Origin of the sequence: Mycobacterium pseudoshottsii JCM 15466, assembly GCF_003584745.1 — a bacterium.
Taxonomy (GTDB): Bacteria; Actinomycetota; Actinomycetes; order Mycobacteriales; family Mycobacteriaceae; genus Mycobacterium; species Mycobacterium marinum.
In genome coordinates this window covers 4,736,955-4,752,655 of sequence record NZ_AP018410.1, presented here as the reverse complement: position 1 = coordinate 4,752,655, position 15,701 = coordinate 4,736,955, and the positions used below count along the sequence as shown (strand labels likewise).

At 65.8% G+C, this 15,701-nt stretch carries 12 protein-coding genes and 2 pseudogenes; 7 read left to right on the top strand and 7 right to left on the bottom strand.

The window, feature by feature from the left end:
- Positions 1-7: 7 nt before the first annotated feature.
- Both MPSD_RS21505 and hisN read right to left on the bottom strand, forming a co-directional pair.
- Positions 8-1,405: an acyl-CoA dehydrogenase family protein gene (locus tag MPSD_RS21505; protein WP_015354963.1), complete on the bottom strand. Its 1,398-nt coding sequence runs from the start codon at positions 1,403-1,405 to the stop codon at positions 8-10.
- A gap of 81 nt (positions 1,406-1,486) precedes the next feature.
- Positions 1,487-2,275 (bottom strand): histidinol-phosphatase, encoded by a 789-nt coding sequence (gene hisN / locus MPSD_RS21500; RefSeq protein WP_020786351.1) that lies wholly within the window; start codon positions 2,273-2,275, stop codon positions 1,487-1,489.
- A 23-nt stretch (positions 2,276-2,298) separates the two neighbouring features.
- Between hisN and MPSD_RS21495 the strand changes: the two genes are divergently transcribed.
- On the top strand, positions 2,299-2,634 hold the full coding sequence (locus MPSD_RS21495; RefSeq protein ID WP_036426358.1) for a hypothetical protein: 336 nt from the start codon (positions 2,299-2,301) through the stop codon (positions 2,632-2,634).
- Positions 2,635-2,652: 18 nt separating this feature from the next.
- Here MPSD_RS21495 and MPSD_RS21490 read toward each other — a convergent pair whose 3' ends face one another.
- Positions 2,653-3,801 carry a PPE family protein gene (locus MPSD_RS21490; protein ID WP_020786353.1) on the bottom strand — a complete coding sequence of 383 codons (1,149 nt, stop codon included), beginning with the start codon at positions 3,799-3,801 and terminating at the stop codon, positions 2,653-2,655.
- A 540-nt stretch (positions 3,802-4,341) separates the two neighbouring features.
- Positions 4,342-5,490, bottom strand: a pseudogene (locus MPSD_RS21485) (PPE family protein).
- Positions 5,491-6,427: 937 nt separating this feature from the next.
- Here MPSD_RS21485 and MPSD_RS21480 point away from each other — a divergent pair.
- The 3 genes from MPSD_RS21480 to MPSD_RS21470 are packed head-to-tail and all read left to right on the top strand — an operon-like array spanning position 6,428 to position 9,665.
- Complete coding sequence (locus tag MPSD_RS21480; protein WP_020786356.1) at positions 6,428-7,222, top strand: universal stress protein; 795 nt, start codon at positions 6,428-6,430, stop codon at positions 7,220-7,222.
- A 23-nt stretch (positions 7,223-7,245) separates the two neighbouring features.
- Positions 7,246-7,896 carry a hypoxia response regulator transcription factor DosR/DevR gene (dosR, locus tag MPSD_RS21475; protein ID WP_011740390.1) on the top strand — a complete coding sequence of 217 codons (651 nt, stop codon included), beginning with the start codon at positions 7,246-7,248 and terminating at the stop codon, positions 7,894-7,896.
- A gap of 11 nt (positions 7,897-7,907) precedes the next feature.
- Positions 7,908-9,665: a GAF domain-containing sensor histidine kinase gene (locus MPSD_RS21470; protein ID WP_020786357.1), complete on the top strand. Its 1,758-nt coding sequence runs from the start codon at positions 7,908-7,910 to the stop codon at positions 9,663-9,665.
- Here the strand turns inward: MPSD_RS21470 and MPSD_RS21465 are convergent.
- The gene (locus MPSD_RS21465; RefSeq protein WP_086085285.1) at positions 9,645-10,643 is read right to left on the bottom strand and encodes an Acg family FMN-binding oxidoreductase; all 999 of its coding nucleotides are present in this window, start codon (positions 10,641-10,643) and stop codon (positions 9,645-9,647) included. The two genes, MPSD_RS21470 and MPSD_RS21465, sit on opposite strands and share 21 nt — an antisense overlap.
- 191 nt (positions 10,644-10,834) lie before the next feature.
- Between MPSD_RS21465 and MPSD_RS21460 the strand changes: the two genes are divergently transcribed.
- The gene (locus MPSD_RS21460) at positions 10,835-12,223 is read left to right on the top strand and encodes a WS/DGAT/MGAT family O-acyltransferase (protein WP_015354971.1); all 1,389 of its coding nucleotides are present in this window, start codon (positions 10,835-10,837) and stop codon (positions 12,221-12,223) included.
- 2 nt (positions 12,224-12,225) lie between these two features.
- Positions 12,226-12,642 (top strand): group III truncated hemoglobin, encoded by a 417-nt coding sequence (locus MPSD_RS21455; RefSeq protein WP_015354972.1) that lies wholly within the window; start codon positions 12,226-12,228, stop codon positions 12,640-12,642.
- 84 nt (positions 12,643-12,726) lie between these two features.
- Here the strand turns inward: MPSD_RS21455 and MPSD_RS21450 are convergent, their stop codons facing one another.
- Both MPSD_RS21450 and MPSD_RS21445 read right to left on the bottom strand, forming a co-directional pair.
- Positions 12,727-13,155, bottom strand: coding sequence for a pyridoxamine 5'-phosphate oxidase family protein (locus MPSD_RS21450; protein ID WP_011740385.1), 429 nt, complete (start codon positions 13,153-13,155; stop codon positions 12,727-12,729).
- 4 nt (positions 13,156-13,159) lie between these two features.
- A complete protein-coding gene (locus MPSD_RS21445; RefSeq protein WP_086085284.1) occupies positions 13,160-14,161 on the bottom strand; it encodes an Acg family FMN-binding oxidoreductase in 1,002 nt (333 codons plus the stop codon).
- A 151-nt stretch (positions 14,162-14,312) separates the two neighbouring features.
- Between MPSD_RS21445 and MPSD_RS21440 the strand changes: the two are divergent.
- Positions 14,313-15,685, top strand: a pseudogene (locus MPSD_RS21440) (HNH endonuclease signature motif containing protein).
- The last annotated feature ends 16 nt before the right edge of the window (positions 15,686-15,701 follow it).

The window sequence follows — 15,701 nt, the reverse complement described above, 5'->3', positions numbered from 1 at the left end:
TTGCGGACTAGATGACGACTACGCCCTCGGCGACGCCGATGGCCCGCAGGTCGCGGTACCAGCGCTCGACCGGGTGCTCCTTGGTGTAGCCGTGCCCGCCCAGCAGCTGCACGCCGTCCAGGCCGATCTGCATGCCCTTGTCGGAACCGAGCCGCTTGGCCAGTGCGGCCTCGCGGGCGAACGGCAGACCCTGCTCAGCCCGTGACGCGCCGCGCCAGGTGATCAACCGCAGACCGTCGAGCTCGATGGCGATGTTGGCGCACATGAACGCAACGGCTTGACGACGCGCGATTGGCTCGCCGAAGGCTTCGCGCTCCTTGACGTAGGGGATGACGTAGTCGAGCACCGCGTGCGAGGTGCCGACGGCCAGCGCGGCCCAGCCCAGCCTGGCCAGGGCGATGGCCTCCGAGTAGTCGGCGTCGGTGGCCTGATCCTCACCCAGTCGGGCGCTCAGCGGTACCGAAACCTTGGAGAGTTCGATCTGGCCCAAGGCGGCGGCGCGAATGCCCATGCTCGGGTCCGCCTTGACGATCAGTCCGGCGGCCGAGGACTCCACGATGAACAGTGCCGGCTTGCCGTCGAGCTGGGCGGCGACGATGAACAATTCGGCGTCGGCCGCAGCGGGAACCAAGGACTTCACGCCATCGAGGCGGTAACCGGACGGGGTGCGCACCGCGGTGGTCTTCAGCCGGGTGGGATCGAACAGCGGTTGCGGCTCGGCGATGGCCACGCAGGCCTGCGGGACATTGTCGCCGGCGAACTCGCTGAGGTAGGTGGCCTGCTGGTCGGCGCTGCCCCAATGGGTCAGTGCCGATGCCACGCCGCCGGGCGCCAGGATCGGCAGCGCCAGCCCCATGTCGCCGTAGGCCAGGGCCTCGGCCACCAACGCGTTGGTCACCGTGGAGCGCTGCTCGGCTATCCCGTCGAAGTCCTCGGGAATGTTGATCGCGGTGATGCCCAGTTCGGCGGCCTTGGCGATGAGATCGGCGGGATAGCTGATGGCTTCGTCGGCGTCGTGAGCGGCCGGACGCAGGATCTCAGCGGCGAACTCCTGCACCGTCTCGACGATCATCTTCTGGTCGTCGTCGGGCGTGAGGTCGAAGTAGTCCTTGCCGCTGGACTTGAGCCGGACCGGGCCGCCGCCGCGCAGGTTCTGTACCCGCTGGAATTGACGGTTCGCCTTGCCGGAGGTGGAGAACATGGTCTTCACCCCGTAGCGCAGGCCCCGGTTCAGCGGATCGCGCAGGTTGTACTTGTCCAGAAATTCCTGGCCGATGATCGGGGTAAGGAATGCCAGTGCCACGTCGATTCCGGTTCGTTTGTGGGGTTGCATCCCCAGCGAGGTTTGGCGGTCGTCGCGTGAGCGAGAGCGCTTGGCGGAAGGGGCGGGAAGTGTTTCGGTCATGTCAGCAAGCCTCTGTCGTTGGGGCAGTGCGATAACCGTATCTTACTCCTGAGTAAGATAGATAGGGGCCTGTTAGTTAATTCACACCCGGTCGCTGCGAAGCCGGTTGAGGACCTGTTCGTGCAGCAGGCCGTTGCTCGCCACGGCGCTGCCGCCGTGCGGGCCGGGGGTGCCGTCCAGGCTGCTGAATTGCCCGCCGGCCTCACGCACCAAAATGTCCAGCGGGGCCAGATCCCACACCGACACCTCCGGTTCGGCGGCGATGTCGATGGCCCCTTCAGCGAGCAGGCAGTAAGAGAAGAAGTCGCCGTAGGCGCGCACGCGCCATACCGCATCGGTCAGGTCGACGAATTGTCCGCGCAATCCGAGTTGGGCCCACCCGGACAGGCTGGAGAAGGAGAGACTGGCCGAATTCAGTTCTGCCACAGAAGAAACCGCTATCCGGCGCGGCGGTCCACCCTGGACCGCGGTGAAGGCGCCCTGACCCCGTCCGGCCCACCATCGTCGCTGCAATGCGGGGGCGCTGACCACCCCGATGGATGGGACGCCGTCTTCGAGCAACGCGATCAGGCTGGCCCACACCGGCACCCCGCGGACGAAGTTCTTGGTGCCGTCTATCGGGTCGATGATCCACTGGCGTCCGCGCAGGGTCGTGGTACCGCCGTATTCCTCGCCCAAGACGCTGTCGCCGGGGCGCTCACGTTGCAGCGCCGCACGTATTTCAGTCTCGACCGCCCGGTCTGCGTCGGTGACCGGGGTCAGGTCCGGTTTGGTGTCCACCCGCAGGTCGAGCGCCTGGAATCGGGCGCGCGTCACTGCGTCGGCACGGTCGGCGAGTGCCAGCGCAAGGTGCAGATCCTGCTCACTCATGCCAGCAGTCCTACCATGGCGGCGTGGGATGGGAATTCGGCGTGTTGCTCATATTGGTCGCGGTGCTCTTGGCGTTTCTTGCCCCGCGGTTCCTTCCTCGTGGTCCCCGCGGTGCCCGGGCCAGCGGCACCTTGTTGGTGACCGGAGTGAGCCCGCGGCCAGACGACGCCGTCGGCGAGCAGTACGTGACCATCACCGGCGTCATCAACGGGCCAACCGTCAACGAATACACGGTGTATGGGCGGATGGCCGTTGACGTAGATCAGTGGCCGTCCACCGGGCAGGTGCTGTCGGTCGTGTATTCCCCCAAGAACCCCGACAATTGGAACTTCGCGCTCGAAGAACCGCCCGAGGACTAGCGGGCTTGGCACGCGATCTCACCCGGCCGCCGGGGGGTGTGCCATCACGGTGAGCCGGACGCCGTAGCGGGGCAGCACGCCCGAGGCCCGTGTTGCGGGCGGCGCGACCATGCCCGGAAAGCCCGGTGAACCCGCGGCGGCAGCCTCCTCGGTCCCCGGGATCGTGGTCAGCCCGGACGGCGACAGCGCCGAGACCATCCGCGCCGACGGCGCGGACCAGCTGGGCGGAACCGACAATTGGCCGATCGAGCCCGACCGTCCGACGCTGGCGGCCACCGCACTGCCCAGCCCGCCGCCGGAGGCGGCGCTGGCGGGAGCGGTTGACGAAATCAGCGAGCCGAGCCCAAAATCGCTGGGCGTTACCTCGGCAGGATTTTCTGATGAGCCGATCAAGCCCAAGTTGTTCTCGGCGCCGATGACCCCGGCGCAGAACGACTCGATGTCCTGCGTGACGCCGACCGTCGCATAGGCGCTGAAGACGCCGTCGACGATCGTGAAGTCATCGGGGAGGATGCTCGGTATCGCCTGTATTGCCCCCAGCGACTGAGTCAGCGACGAAACCAGTTGGGTAATCGGATCTGTGGCGGCGGCGGTGGCATTGGCTTGGGTGACCGCGGTGCTTTGCGCGGCAAGCCCAGCCGGGCTGGTTGCCTGGTTCGGAGAAGAGAACGGCGTCAGCATGCCCGCTGCCGCCGAGGTGGTGGCATAGCCGTACATCGCCGCGGCGTCCTGGGCCCACATCTCCGCATACTGCGCCTCGTTAGCCGCGATCGCCGAGGTGTTCTGTCCGAAGAAGTTCGTCGCGATCAGCACCAGCAGCTGCGCGCGGTTGGCCGCGACCAGGGGTGGCGGCACGGTCATGGCGTATGCCTGCTCGAAGGCCAACGCTGCCGTCCTGGCCTGGATTGCGGCCTGCTGCGTCTGCTCGGCCGTCCGATACAGCCAGCCGACATAGGGGGCGGCGCTGGCCGCCATCGATTCCGATGCCGGGCCACGCCAACTCAAGTCGGTCAGACCCGTCAGGATCGACCCACATGTTTCGGCCGTGGTACCCAGCTCGGCTGCCAGCGCATCCCAGCTGGCCGCGGCCGCCAGCAGGGAGCCCGAACCAGGGCCGGTGTACATGCGGGCGGAGTTTACTTCCGGCGGTAATAGCGAGAAATCCATTGGTACACAGCTCCTTAGTTGATGTGAGTGTTGAACCCTTCGCGATCGGCGGCGGCGTCGTCGGCGGCCGTTGTGGTGGGCGGGGGTTACTCAAATATCTAGAATTTCCGCAATTGCGGTGGGGGATTGACGCAAAATGTGCGAATCACGTGAAATGCCACCCGCGGTGGGTTGGCGCGCCCGCGGCAGTTGGGCGTCGTGACGGGCTTAACCAGGCGCAATCAGGCGCCAGTCGCCGCCAGGGGCAGGTGACGTCCGCCAATCGGTGGCGGGCCTCGTGCGCGCGGCATGCGGGCGACCTTCGGTTCAGGCTTGCCCTAAAAGTCGCAAAGGTGCGGGTGACGGCGCATACCGTTTGAGCAAATTCCTGGTAATAGTCCAGTGAATTCCGCGCCGCTGCCGGCGATAGCTAAAGTCCGGCGATCCAGCCAGCCGTTCAACAATCGCCGAAAGGCGGAATTGCTTTCTGCTACTGGCCGTCTCACCAGCCGGAGTGGCTCAGCGCAATCCGGCTATTCGGGCTCGAGTGCCCGCGGGGTGTCAGCCGGCCGCGGGCGGGCGCGCCATGACCGTGAGCCGGACTCCGTATCGGGGTATGACGCTGGTGGCTCGCTTTCCAGTTCCCACCGGCATACCCGGCATGCCCGGTGCGCCCTGCTCGGCCACTTCGGTGCCCGGGATCGTGGTCAATCCGCTGACCGACAACGCCGAGGCGGAGCCCGACGAAGGGGCGGCCCAAGACGGGGGCACCGACAACTGGCCGATGGAACCCGCCCGGCTCATGCTGACGGTCACCGCATTGGTCGCGCCCCCGACGGCGCTGCGCTCGGCGGAGGAGAACATCGCGCCGAGTCCGAGGGCACCAGGAGTCACCTCGGCGGGGTTCTCCGAAGCGGCGCCGAGCAGACCCAGATTGTTCTCGGCGCCGATGATTCCGGCGCAGAACGATTCGACATCCTGGGTGACGCCGACCGTCGCGTACATCGCGAAGATGCCGTCGAGAATGCTGAAGTCGTCGGGCAGGATGTTTGGTCAGTTGCTCAATGACGGCAGCGCGTCGGGCACCAGCGAGGTCAACTGCGACCACACGGACTGGGCGCTGGCCGGGGCGTTGCCGGCGGCTTGGCTGACCGCGACGCTTTGGGCGGCCAACCCGGCGGGGTTGGTGTCCTGCCCGGGAGCGGAGAACGGCACCAACGCGGTAGCCATGGCCGAGGTGGCGGGATAGTCATACATTGCTCCGGCGTCTTGGGCCCACATCTCGGCATACTCTGACTCGGTAGCCTCGATCGCTGCGGTGTTCTGCCCGAAGAAGTTTGAAGCGACCAGTGCTACCAGCAGGGCGCGATTTGCCGCAACAACGATCGGCGGAACCGTCATCGCGTAGGCCTGTTCGTAGGCCGCGGCCGCCGCGGCGGCCTGGTCGGCGGTTTCGCTGGCCAGCGCGCCGGTTATCTCCAGCCAGTCGATAAACGGACCGGTCGCGGCCAGCATTGCCGCAGAGGCGGGGCCCCACCAGTACATACCGCTGAGGGTTGAGATCACCGAGCGGTAGCCCTCGGCCGCCGATGCCAACTCGATCGCGACCATGTCCCAGCTTGCCGCGGCGGCCAGTAGCGACGCAGAACCGGGGCCGCTGTACATCCGCGCTGAGTTAACTTCGGGCGGCAACAAGAATGCGTAGTTCATTGCTCCACAGCCCCTTTGACTGGTTATGGCCGTATGTGGCGGTATGTGTGCGTGGGTTGTACGTGCGTTGGACGTGGGTGGGCGTTCCGAGCCGACACTGGCTCTCGGGAGGGTCGCAAGCGCTAAGCAACTGCCGGGGTGCGAAACGCTGAATTCGCGTCCGAGTGGGAGCTGGCTAGCGTCGCGCCGAGCTTACAACCGGCCGGCGGTCGCGCCAGTGCGCGGCAATTTGCGGGACAGGCGCCGCTTGCACCTGAAATTACACTGTGGGATAGCTGTATAGCGGCTATTAAAGGGCGCTATTGGGTATTCGCTGCGTTGGCCGTGAGTCGTTTGTTGACTTTTGGTCACGTTGAATCTAAACGATCATGCGACGTTTGCCGGCCGGCTTGTCTCCGGCGCATGGTTCCGGTTTGCCGTGCCGGCTAGCTGGGGCTCAGGGCTGTTTGCTGCCCGTTGCCGCGCGCTTGGCCGAGTCGGGCCGCATCGACGAACGGGGAGGCGGAAAGCCCAGCTCCACTGGGCCGGGCGGGCCCAGCGGATGTCGAACTCGCAGCGGGCACGCACCGCCCCCGGGCGTGCCCCGCCATCGCGGTTGGGCCGGTGTTGGGAACTGACCCATTGCCAACCTACCGGGCCGTGATGCATGCTTGTGCACCGGAAGTCACCAGGCGATGTTTATTGCCGCGTGATTGCACCGTCATTGCGTTCCGCCAGTTGGCGATGAACGTAATTCTCGGGTATCTGTGGAGCGCTCATGCGTGGATGAGACACGGGAACCCCCAATTCGTCTGTTGTCGCTTTAGTAGCTGTGTTCTCACTACGGCCGGATTCGTAGGGACCAATGGCACTGGAATCGGGACCAACGCCTCTGGGAACTCTGGCCCGCCGCCGATAACGTATTGACTAGCCGAGCGGCCCAGTAGAGGAGGCCACGATGAGCAACCAGGCAGCCCCGGCAATCGTCGTCGGTATCGATGGATCGCGGGCGTCCACCCATGCGGCTGTGTGGGCAGTCGATGAGGCGGTCAGCCGCGATATCCCCGTGCGCTTGGTGTACATCATCGATCCCGCGCAGGCTCCTGCCGGTGATCGAGATGGCCGGCAAAGCGCCGCGCGCGCGGCGCTGTTCGACGTTCAGCGCGCCGTCGAGGCAACCGGACAACCGGTCAAGATCGAAACCGAGATTCTGTGGGGACGGCCGCTTACCAAGCTGCTGGAGGAGTCTCGCACGGCGGTAATGGTCTGTGTCGGGTCGATCGGACTCAACCACGCACGCCGGGGCGAGGGCTCGGTGGCGGGAACTCTGGCCGGTTCGGCGTTGTGCCCGGTGGCCGTCATTCAGTCACCCGCGGGTGCTGCGGGGGCGCCCAAGGTCGGCGAAGTCGTCGCGGAAGTGGACAACGGCTCGGTGCTACGGCATTCATTCGAGGAGGCCAGGCTGCGCAATGTCCCATTACGGGCCATCTCCTCACGTGTTGCCACAGTTCACGGGAGTGAGGACGGAAACCGTTTGGCGACAGCGCAACTGACCCGGCGGCTGACCCGATGGACACGGCTATACCCCGATGTTCGGGTGGAGTCGGCGATCATCGCCGGACATGCCTGCCGCTACATGGCTGCCAATGCCAAGCCGGACGAACTGTACGTCACGGATTCGCACGCAGCCCAGGTGTGCAGCGTGTACGGCGCTGGATGCTCGGTCCTGACGGTCCGTAGCGGCAACCTGTAGGCAGCAGAGCGGGGAGTGGTCCGTTGGTAACGGTCTTCTTGGTCGATGATCATGAGGTGGTGCGGCGCGGCCTGATCGACCTGCTCGACGCCGATCCCCAACTTGACGTCGTCGGTGAGGCGGGTTCGGTGTCGGAGGCGATGGCCAGGATTCCCGCGGCCAATCCCGACGTCGCGGTGCTCGACGTCAGGTTGCCCGACGGAGACGGCATCGAACTGTGCCGTGACCTGTTGTCTCGCATGCCGAATCTGCGCTGTCTGATCCTCACGTCCTACACCTCCGATGAGGCGATGCTGGATGCCATCCTGGCGGGAGCCAGCGGATATGTTGTCAAGGACATCAAGGGGATGGAATTGGCTCGAGCCATCAAAGAGGTCGGTGCGGGGCGCTCGCTGTTGGACAACCGTGCCGCGGCCGCACTGATGTCCCGATTGCGCGGCGTTGTCGAGAGGCCGGACCCGCTGTCCGGCCTTACCGATCAGGAGCGGACGTTGCTGGGGTTGCTCAGCGAGGGGCTCACCAACAAGCAGATCGCCGACCGGATGTTCCTGGCCGAGAAGACGGTGAAGAACTACGTTTCGCGGCTGCTGGCCAAACTGGGGATGGAGCGCCGGACGCAGGCCGCGGTGTTCGCCGCGGAGTTGAAGCGCGCGCGCTCGGCAGGCCATCGATAGGCGGCGCGGCCATGACCGACGAACCACATCCGCAGGATGCAGGTCCATCCCTGGGCGTGCCCTCAGGTGACGGTCTACGTCCGTTGCGCCTCACGCTGTCTCAGCTGCGGCTGCGTGAGCTGCTGGTCGAGGTGCAGGAACGGGTCGAGCAGATCGTCGAGGGCCGCGACCGTCTCGACGGACTGGTGGAGGCCATGCTCGTGGTCACCTCGGGCCTGGAGTTGGACGCCACCTTGCGCACGATCGTGCACTCGGCCACCAATCTTGTCGACGCTCGATATTGCGCCCTGGAGGTGCACGATCGGGATAAGCGCGTGTTGCAGTTCGTCTATGAGGGCATCGACGAGGACACGGTTGCCCGTATCGGCCACCTGCCCGAGGGCCTGGGCGTCATCGGTCTTCTCATCGATGAGCCCAAACCCCTACGGCTGGAAGATATTTCCCAGCACCCGGCCTCGATCGGCTTTCCGTCGCATCACCCGCCGATGCGGACCTTCCTCGGGGTTCCGGTTCGGGTGCGCGACGTGTCGCTGGGCACCCTGTACCTGACCGACAAGACCAACGGGCAACCGTTCAGCGACGACGACGAATTGCTGGTACAGGCACTGGCGGCGGCGGCCGGTATCGCAATCGCCAACGCGCGCCTCTACGAACAGGCCAAAGCGCGACAGGCGTGGATCGGGGCCACCCGTGACATCGCCACCGAACTGTTGTCCGGCACCGAACCGGCGAGTGTGTTTCGGCTCGTCGCCGAGGAGGCGCTCAAGCTCACGTCGGCCGACGCCGCGCTGGTGGCCATTCCCGTCGATGAGGACGTGCCCGCTTCCGAGGTGGCACAGCTACTGGTGATTGAAACGGTTGGCAATGCGGTGGCTGCGGCCGAGGGGTGCACCATCGCGGTAGCAGGTACCGCCCTGGCGGAGGTCTTGCTCGACAGCGCTCCACGGCAAGTCGACAAGATCGCTGTCGAGGATGTGGACGAACTGGGCGACATGGGTCCGGCGCTGGTCCTGCCGCTGCGCGCCACCGATGCCGTGGCAGGTGTCGTGGTGCTGCTGCATCCCAGCAGTCCGGAGTCGGTCACCGAAGAGCAGCTGGAGATGATGGCCGCCTTTGCCGACCAGGCCGCGCTGGCCCTGCAGCTCGCCACCTCGCAGCGGCGAATGCGCGAACTTGACGTGATGACCGAGCGTGATCGCATCGCACGCGACCTCCACGATCACGTGATTCAGCGGTTGTTCGCCATCGGTCTGGCGTTGCAGGGCAGTGTGCCGCGAACGCGTGAACCAAAAGTGCAGCAACGGCTTTCAGAAGTGATCGATGACCTGCAGGGGGTGATCCAGGAAATCAGAACGACCATCTTCGACCTGCATGGGTCATCGCAGGGCGTCACTCGGTTACGGCAGCGAATCGATGCCGCCGTCGCTGCGTTCGGCAGCTCGGGATTGCGCACCACCGTCCAATTCATCGGGCCGCTGTCGGTGGTTGACAACGTGCTCACCGACCACGCCGAGGCGGTGGTCAGGGAAGCGGTCAGCAACGCGGTCCGGCACGCGCAGGCCACCACCTTGACCGTTCGGGTCAAGGTCGACGACGACTTGTGCATCGAGGTCAGTGACAACGGGCGCGGGATGCCCAAGACGTACACCAGTAGCGGGCTGACGAATCTGCGGCGGCGCGCCCAGGAGGCTGGCGGCCAGTTCACCATCGAAAGCCCGGCCGCCGGCGGCGGAACGTTGTTGCGCTGGTCAGCCCCGCTCATCCAATAGTTGTTCGGGCCATTCGACCACCCGGGAAAGGTTGCGACGCGGCGTCGCCGGCAGTGGATCGGCATTGATCGGTGCCCAACCGACTCGCAGCAGCATTTGCGGGTAGGCACTGCCGCCGAACACATCCTTGCGAATCGCTTGGCGGGTCTTGTGGACCTCCAGCGGTTCGGTGATGGGACAGGAGGCCAACCCCATCGCCGTCGCGGTCAACAGGACAGTGCTGGTCGCCTCGCCCGCGTGAAGTCTTGATGCCCGGTCATCTTCCTCGGTGCCCAGCGCCAGGATCACGGCGCTGTCGGCGGCCGGTGAGACCCCCGACGGCTGGGCCAGCCCCGGCCCAGCGAAAAGGCGTCCGGGAATCGGGGCGTCCTGATCCGACGGGGGCGTATTGCGGGCCGGAACTCCGGCTACCGCGCCGTATCGTCCACTCCACGTGGTGAGTTCGCGCATGTACTCGTCATTGGTGGCGTGGTCCCAGACCGCCTGCGCCACAACTTCGCGCATCTTGTCCAGCGCTTCGACCTGGCGCAGCGCTACGTCGCAGCGGGCTACCCGGGCCGCCATCTGGGCGATGTCGCCGGCGGCCACTGGCCAGGAACTGTAGGCCCGCCGGTCCGTTCGCCGCCGCGGGATGGCCGCCGCAAGCGCGATGTCGCCCTGATCCGGTGGCTTCGCCTGCAGCTCGAGGCTCGCCAGATGACGGGAGTTGTCCGGGTCGGGAATGCGGGTCACCGTGGCTTGCCAGCCCATCGACGCCAGGGCGACGACGCAGTGATGCAGTGCGACGCCGCAGCTGATGATCAGGTCGCGGCCGTCCGGGTCGGTGCTGTGCAGCTGCATATCCGGTTCGGAGAAGAGCTCCAAACTTCTCGAGGTGACCTGCCAGCGCCACGGCTGCGTGTTGTGAATGGACGGTGCGCGGGTGGCCAGCGTGAGGACCGTTCGCAGGGTGCCCACGTCTGGGAATTGGGCGTTCATCGCTGCCTTTCCGGTCAGACAAGCCGTCCCATCGCTGTCATACGTCAAGGATCGGTGTGCGACCTCTGATCGTGGCAGAGGATGAAGCCACCGGCAACGAGGGACCTTTGGCCCTGCTCCGGGCCGTGGCCGCACCGGAATAGTGGTACTGCGGGTTGCAGATAAACCGCGGGAGGTTGGGAAGAGCGCTCATGAACCATCTGACGACGCTCGATAGCGGGTTCCTCAAGGCCGAAGATGTGGACCCGCGGGTGAGTCTGGCGATCGGTGGCCTGGCCGTCATCGAGGGGCCGGTACCCGAGCAGCATGACCTGGTGTCGGTGTTCTCCGAGCGGATCCGCGCCTGTCCGCGGTTTGCCCAACGACTGCGTCGGTACCCGTTCGACCTCGGCGCACCACAGTGGGTGGATGACCCCGACTTCGACATCGCCCGGCACGTGCGGCGCGTGGCGCTGCCCCACCCCGGCGATGATGATGCGCTGTACCGGCTGGTTGCCGACGTGATGGCGCGGCGCCTGGACCGCGATCGGCCGCTGTGGGAACTCTGGGTTATCGAGGGCCTCGCCGGAGAGCGGTGGGCGATGCTGACAAAGGTGCACCACTGCATGGCCGACGGGATCGCGGCAACCCACATACTTACCGGGCTATGCGACCGCGATGGTGGCGGCGCGGCTGACGGTTCGGCCCGCTGCCGCGCCGCGCAGCGGCCGAAAACGGCCGCCGCCCGCCCCCGCAGCGGGCTGAGTGGGCTGTGGAATGCGCCCGCCGCGATCGCTTCAGGGGTGGTCCGCCTGGCCCAAGGGTCGGGCGAACTTGTCACCGGCCTGCTGACCCCGGCGGCGTCGGCGCTGACCGGGCCGCTCAGCGACCTGCGCCGGTTCAGCGGGGCTCGGGTGCCGATGGCCGACCTCGAACTGGTTTGTGAGACATTCGACGTCACCATCAACGACGTTGCGCTGGCTGCCATTACCGAGAGTTACCGCAACGTGCTGCTGGCGCGGGGCCAGCAGCCGCAGCAGGGTTCGTTGCGAACACTGGTGCCGGTTTCGGTGCGGGCCGACAACGCCTTCGACAAGACCGACAATCGGGTCTCGGCGATGTTGCCGAACTTGCCCGTGGACGAGGAGGATCCGGTTCAGCGGTTGCGCAAGGTGCATGCCCGGTTGGGGCAAACCAAGGCCAGCGGCCAGCCCCAAGCCGGAAACCTGTTCCTATCTCTGGCTGATCGCATCCCGTTCGCACTGACCGCCTGGACCGTTGGCGTCTTGATGCGGCTACCGCAACGCGGAGTCGCAACGGTGGCGACGAATGTGCCCGGGCCACGCCAACCACTGCAGATCATGGGTCGGCCAGTGGCCGCGGTATTCCCGGTGCCGCCGCTGGCGATGCACCTGCGCACCGGCGTCGCGATGCTCAGCTACTCCGACGACCTGTACTTCGGCATTCTCACCGACTACAACGCGGTTGCAGATGTGGATCAGCTGGCGCGGGGGATCGAAGCCGCGGTGGCCCGGCTGGTGGCGATCAGCAAGCGGCGCAAGGCCCGTCGCGCTCGCGGACCGTTGTCACTGGTGGTGTGAGGATGGGCGATTCTGCTAGCGACCTGGCAAACCGCACCGATGTCGCGGCACTGTTGCGCCGGTTCTACGGTCGAGCCTTGGACGACGAGGTGTTGGCGGAGCCGTTTACCGAACTGCGGTCGAGCGGACTGGACTCGCACCTTCCGGTCATGTGCGACTTCTGGGAGACGGTGTTGTTCCGTGCCGGTCGTTATCGTGGTAGCGCGCTGACGGCCCACCGGGATCTACACCGCCAGACCCCGCTGCGCGCCCGCCATTTCGTCCGCTGGCTGACCATTTGGAATGACACCGTCGATGCGATGTATCGCGGGCCGGTGGCCGAGCATGCGAAAGTTCAGGCCGCCAGGATCGCCTGGGCGATGCATCGCCGGCTCAACGGAGTGGATGCCCTCGAACTCGACGCACTCGTCGGCCGCTGAGGTCACGCCCCCCCCCGAGCGTCACGCCAGAGTGACGCTCCATGCCGAACGCCACGCTGGCGTGACGCTCGGCGCAGAAGGGGGTCAGGCGAAGGTGTCGTTGCGGTCTGGCTCCGGGCCGAACTTGAAGTGCCGTCCGGTGATTCCGGTCGGGATCACCCGCACGTAGTGCAACTTCAAGGTCGGGATCCACGGTGACAGTTTGGCGCGCTCTGCTTTTTGCACCTCCGCGTCGGTTCTCAGTACCTGAGCGCGACCCTTGACGATCACACTCCAGCCTTCGGTGTCGCTGTGATCGTCAGCTTCAAAGGCGACCGGGCTACTCGTCACGGCGAGAAACAGTTTGGTGCCCTCGGCGGTGCGGAACAGCACGGTGCGATCCTGCACCACGTAGTTGACCGGGAAGATCTCCGGCTCGCCGGCGATGCTGGTGACTAACCGGCCCAGCGCCGCGCTGCTCAGCAGCTTCCAGCTTTGATCGTCAGACAGAAACGTGACTGGTCGGTCGGGCATCGTTTCAACCTTTCTCGGGCTTCTGGCGAACTTCAAAAATACTGTCTAGTCCTCGCCGCGGCGTCGGAGCGAGAATTTCTTCGATCAGCGGAGTGATCCCAGCGCGGATCAAGACTTGCGGCTGGCCGCGTCGGCCGATCAGGTCGGCGACGATGTCGCGGCTTTCGTTCGACTCGATCAGATGCGTCAAGGTGCACGTTGCCATTCCGGCCATGGTGCATTCGAGCAGAACGCTGGACAACACCTCACCGCACCGCAATACGTCGGCCCGAGTGTCGCCGGGGGTGGATAGAACAAGGATTTTCGACCAGTCCGAGGTGATTTCGGGCCGGCGGTCCTGGTGACTGCGAACCGGAAAATCGCGGCTCAGGTCTACCCGCTGGCGCTCGGTGTCGGAAGCGAGCGCCAGCGGTGGCACGCCATCGGTCAGCACGAACGGTGAAGTCCACCAATCCAGTTCGGCATGATAGGACAAGTCATCGCGCCGTAGCGCCGCGCTGAGGTGCGACGCTTGCACCAGTTGTGGCCGTTGCTCGTCGGTGAGCACGTCGAGCATCGCGATGTCGTTGTCGATGGTGTTCCTCAGCACCCCTTCAAACAGGTCCCAGTAGCGGGGACGGTCAAACGCAAGTCGATCGGTGCGCCGTTGCAGGATCGACTCGGCCCGTTTGAGTTCGGTCTCGGTGACTTCCTCGATGGGGCGGAAGTCGACCGTGGCCAGATGGTTGGGGTCATCGGGGGTGGGGAAGCGGGTGATGCTGGGTTGCCAGCCCGCCGCCGTCATGGCTACGCCCAGATGGTCGAGCACCGCCCCGCAGCTGATGAGGGTTTCCCGGCCGGAATGGTCTGTGGCGGGAACGGTTCGGCCGCGATCGGCGAACAGGTGAACAGCCACGACCTCGGAACCGGAATCGCGGTCGCGGTCGGCCACCCACCGCCACGGTTGGCTGTTGTGTACCGATGGCGCCCGGCAGGCCAGCAGCACTGCGGTTTTGAGCACCTCCATGTCCACACCCTCGAGGCTACGGACGGCCTGGAGCGGCTGGCTAGGGTCATTCGTCATTCAGCGCAAATACCTTGTGTCACTGTGCGTTCAGGGTGGAGTTGCTGCTCGCTCGGGCTCTGATTCTGTCGGTGGCCGCTCGTGTTATTCGAACATGAGTTCGATTAACCGGGAAGAGGTTGTTGCGGCTTTCGACGCGCTCGATGCGGTGATGACGCGGCTGCAGGACTTGTGTTTTGACGGGTTGACGACGCCGGAGCGGTTGGCGTTGTTGCAGCGTTGTGAGGTTGCGCGGCGTCGGTTGCCCAGCATCGAGCATCCGCTGATCAATCAGCTGGGGGAGCAGGCCGGTGAGCAGGAGTTGGGTGGGAAACTGGCGGCGGTGTTGGCCGGTCGGTTACGGGTCAGTCGCGGGGAAGCCAGTCGGCGGCTGGGGGAGGCCGCTGATCTGGGTCCGCGCCGGGCGTTGACGGGCGAACAGCTGGCGCCGTTATTGAGTGCGACCGCCTCCGCGGTGCGTCAGGGGCGTATCGGTGCGGGTCATGTGCGGGTGATCCGGGAGTTCTGTGGCCAGGTGCCCGCCGAGGTGGACCTAGAGACCCGCGAGCGCGCCGAAGCGCATCTGGCGCGGTTGGCGGGGCAGTTCCGCCCCGATCAGTTGGCCAAATTGGCGCAGCGGTTGATGGATTGTGTGAATCCCGATGGTCGCTATAGCGATGAGGATCGGGCGCGGCGACGCGGCTTGACGCTGGGGCGGCAGGGACGCGACGGGATGTCGCGGATCAGCGGCTGGCTGACCCCGGAAGCGCGGGCGGGGTTGGATGCGGTGCTGGCCAAGCTGGCGGCCCCGGGGATGTGCAACCCCGATGACGAGAGTCCGGTGGTGCAAGCCCCGGCCGGTGCGGACGCCGTGAGTCGTGATCGGCGTTCGGTTGGGCAGCGTCACCATGATGGGCGCAACGCTGCGGTGCGGGCGTTGGTGGCCTCAGGAGACTTGGGCCAGCACAACGGGTTACCTGCCTCCATCATTGTGACGACCACCCTTGGTGAGCTGCAAAGGGCCTGCGGTCGGGGGCTGACCGGGGGCGGCACCGTGTTGCCGATATCGGATGTGATCCGGTTGGCCCGTCACGCGCATCACTATCTGGCGGTGTTTGATCGGGGCAAGGCGGTGGGGCTGTATCACGCCAAACGGCTGGCCACTGCGGGGCACGCCTGGTGTTGTATGCCAAAGACCGTGGTTGCACCCGTCCGGGCTGTGATGTGCCGGGCTATCAATGCGAGGTGCATCATGTCGCCGCGTGGGCCACCAGCGGGCGCACCGACATCGATCAACTCACTCTGGCCTGCGGGCGTGACCACAAACTGCTCGAGCAGGGCTGGCGCACTCGCAAGAACGCCCACGGTGATACCGAATGGCTGCCACCGCCGCACCTCGACCATGGACAGCCAAGAACCAACACCTACCACCACCCCGAAAAACTGCTCCGCGACAGCGCAGCCGACGAAGGCGAAGAGGGGGGTTGATCGCGCCGTTGTCTGG

Excerpts from the sequence above, each read along its gene's own strand:
- hisN (WP_020786351.1), bottom strand. The coding sequence starts at position 2,275 with ATGAGTGAGCAGGATCTGCACCTTGCGCTGGCACTCGCCGACCGTGCC.
- MPSD_RS21470 (WP_020786357.1), top strand. The coding sequence starts at position 7,908 with ATGACCGACGAACCACATCCGCAGGATGCAGGTCCATCCCTGGGCGTG.
- MPSD_RS21505 (WP_015354963.1), bottom strand. The coding sequence starts at position 1,405 with ATGACCGAAACACTTCCCGCCCCTTCCGCCAAGCGCTCTCGCTCACGC.
- MPSD_RS21490 (WP_020786353.1), bottom strand. The coding sequence starts at position 3,801 with ATGGATTTCTCGCTATTACCGCCGGAAGTAAACTCCGCCCGCATGTAC.
- MPSD_RS21460 (WP_015354971.1), top strand. The coding sequence starts at position 10,835 with ATGAACCATCTGACGACGCTCGATAGCGGGTTCCTCAAGGCCGAAGAT.
- MPSD_RS21450 (WP_011740385.1), bottom strand. The coding sequence starts at position 13,155 with ATGCCCGACCGACCAGTCACGTTTCTGTCTGACGATCAAAGCTGGAAG.
- MPSD_RS21455 (WP_015354972.1), top strand. The coding sequence starts at position 12,226 with ATGGGCGATTCTGCTAGCGACCTGGCAAACCGCACCGATGTCGCGGCA.
- MPSD_RS21480 (WP_020786356.1), top strand. The coding sequence starts at position 6,428 with ATGAGCAACCAGGCAGCCCCGGCAATCGTCGTCGGTATCGATGGATCG.
- MPSD_RS21445 (WP_086085284.1), bottom strand. The coding sequence starts at position 14,161 with ATGGAGGTGCTCAAAACCGCAGTGCTGCTGGCCTGCCGGGCGCCATCG.
- MPSD_RS21465 (WP_086085285.1), bottom strand. The coding sequence starts at position 10,643 with ATGAACGCCCAATTCCCAGACGTGGGCACCCTGCGAACGGTCCTCACG.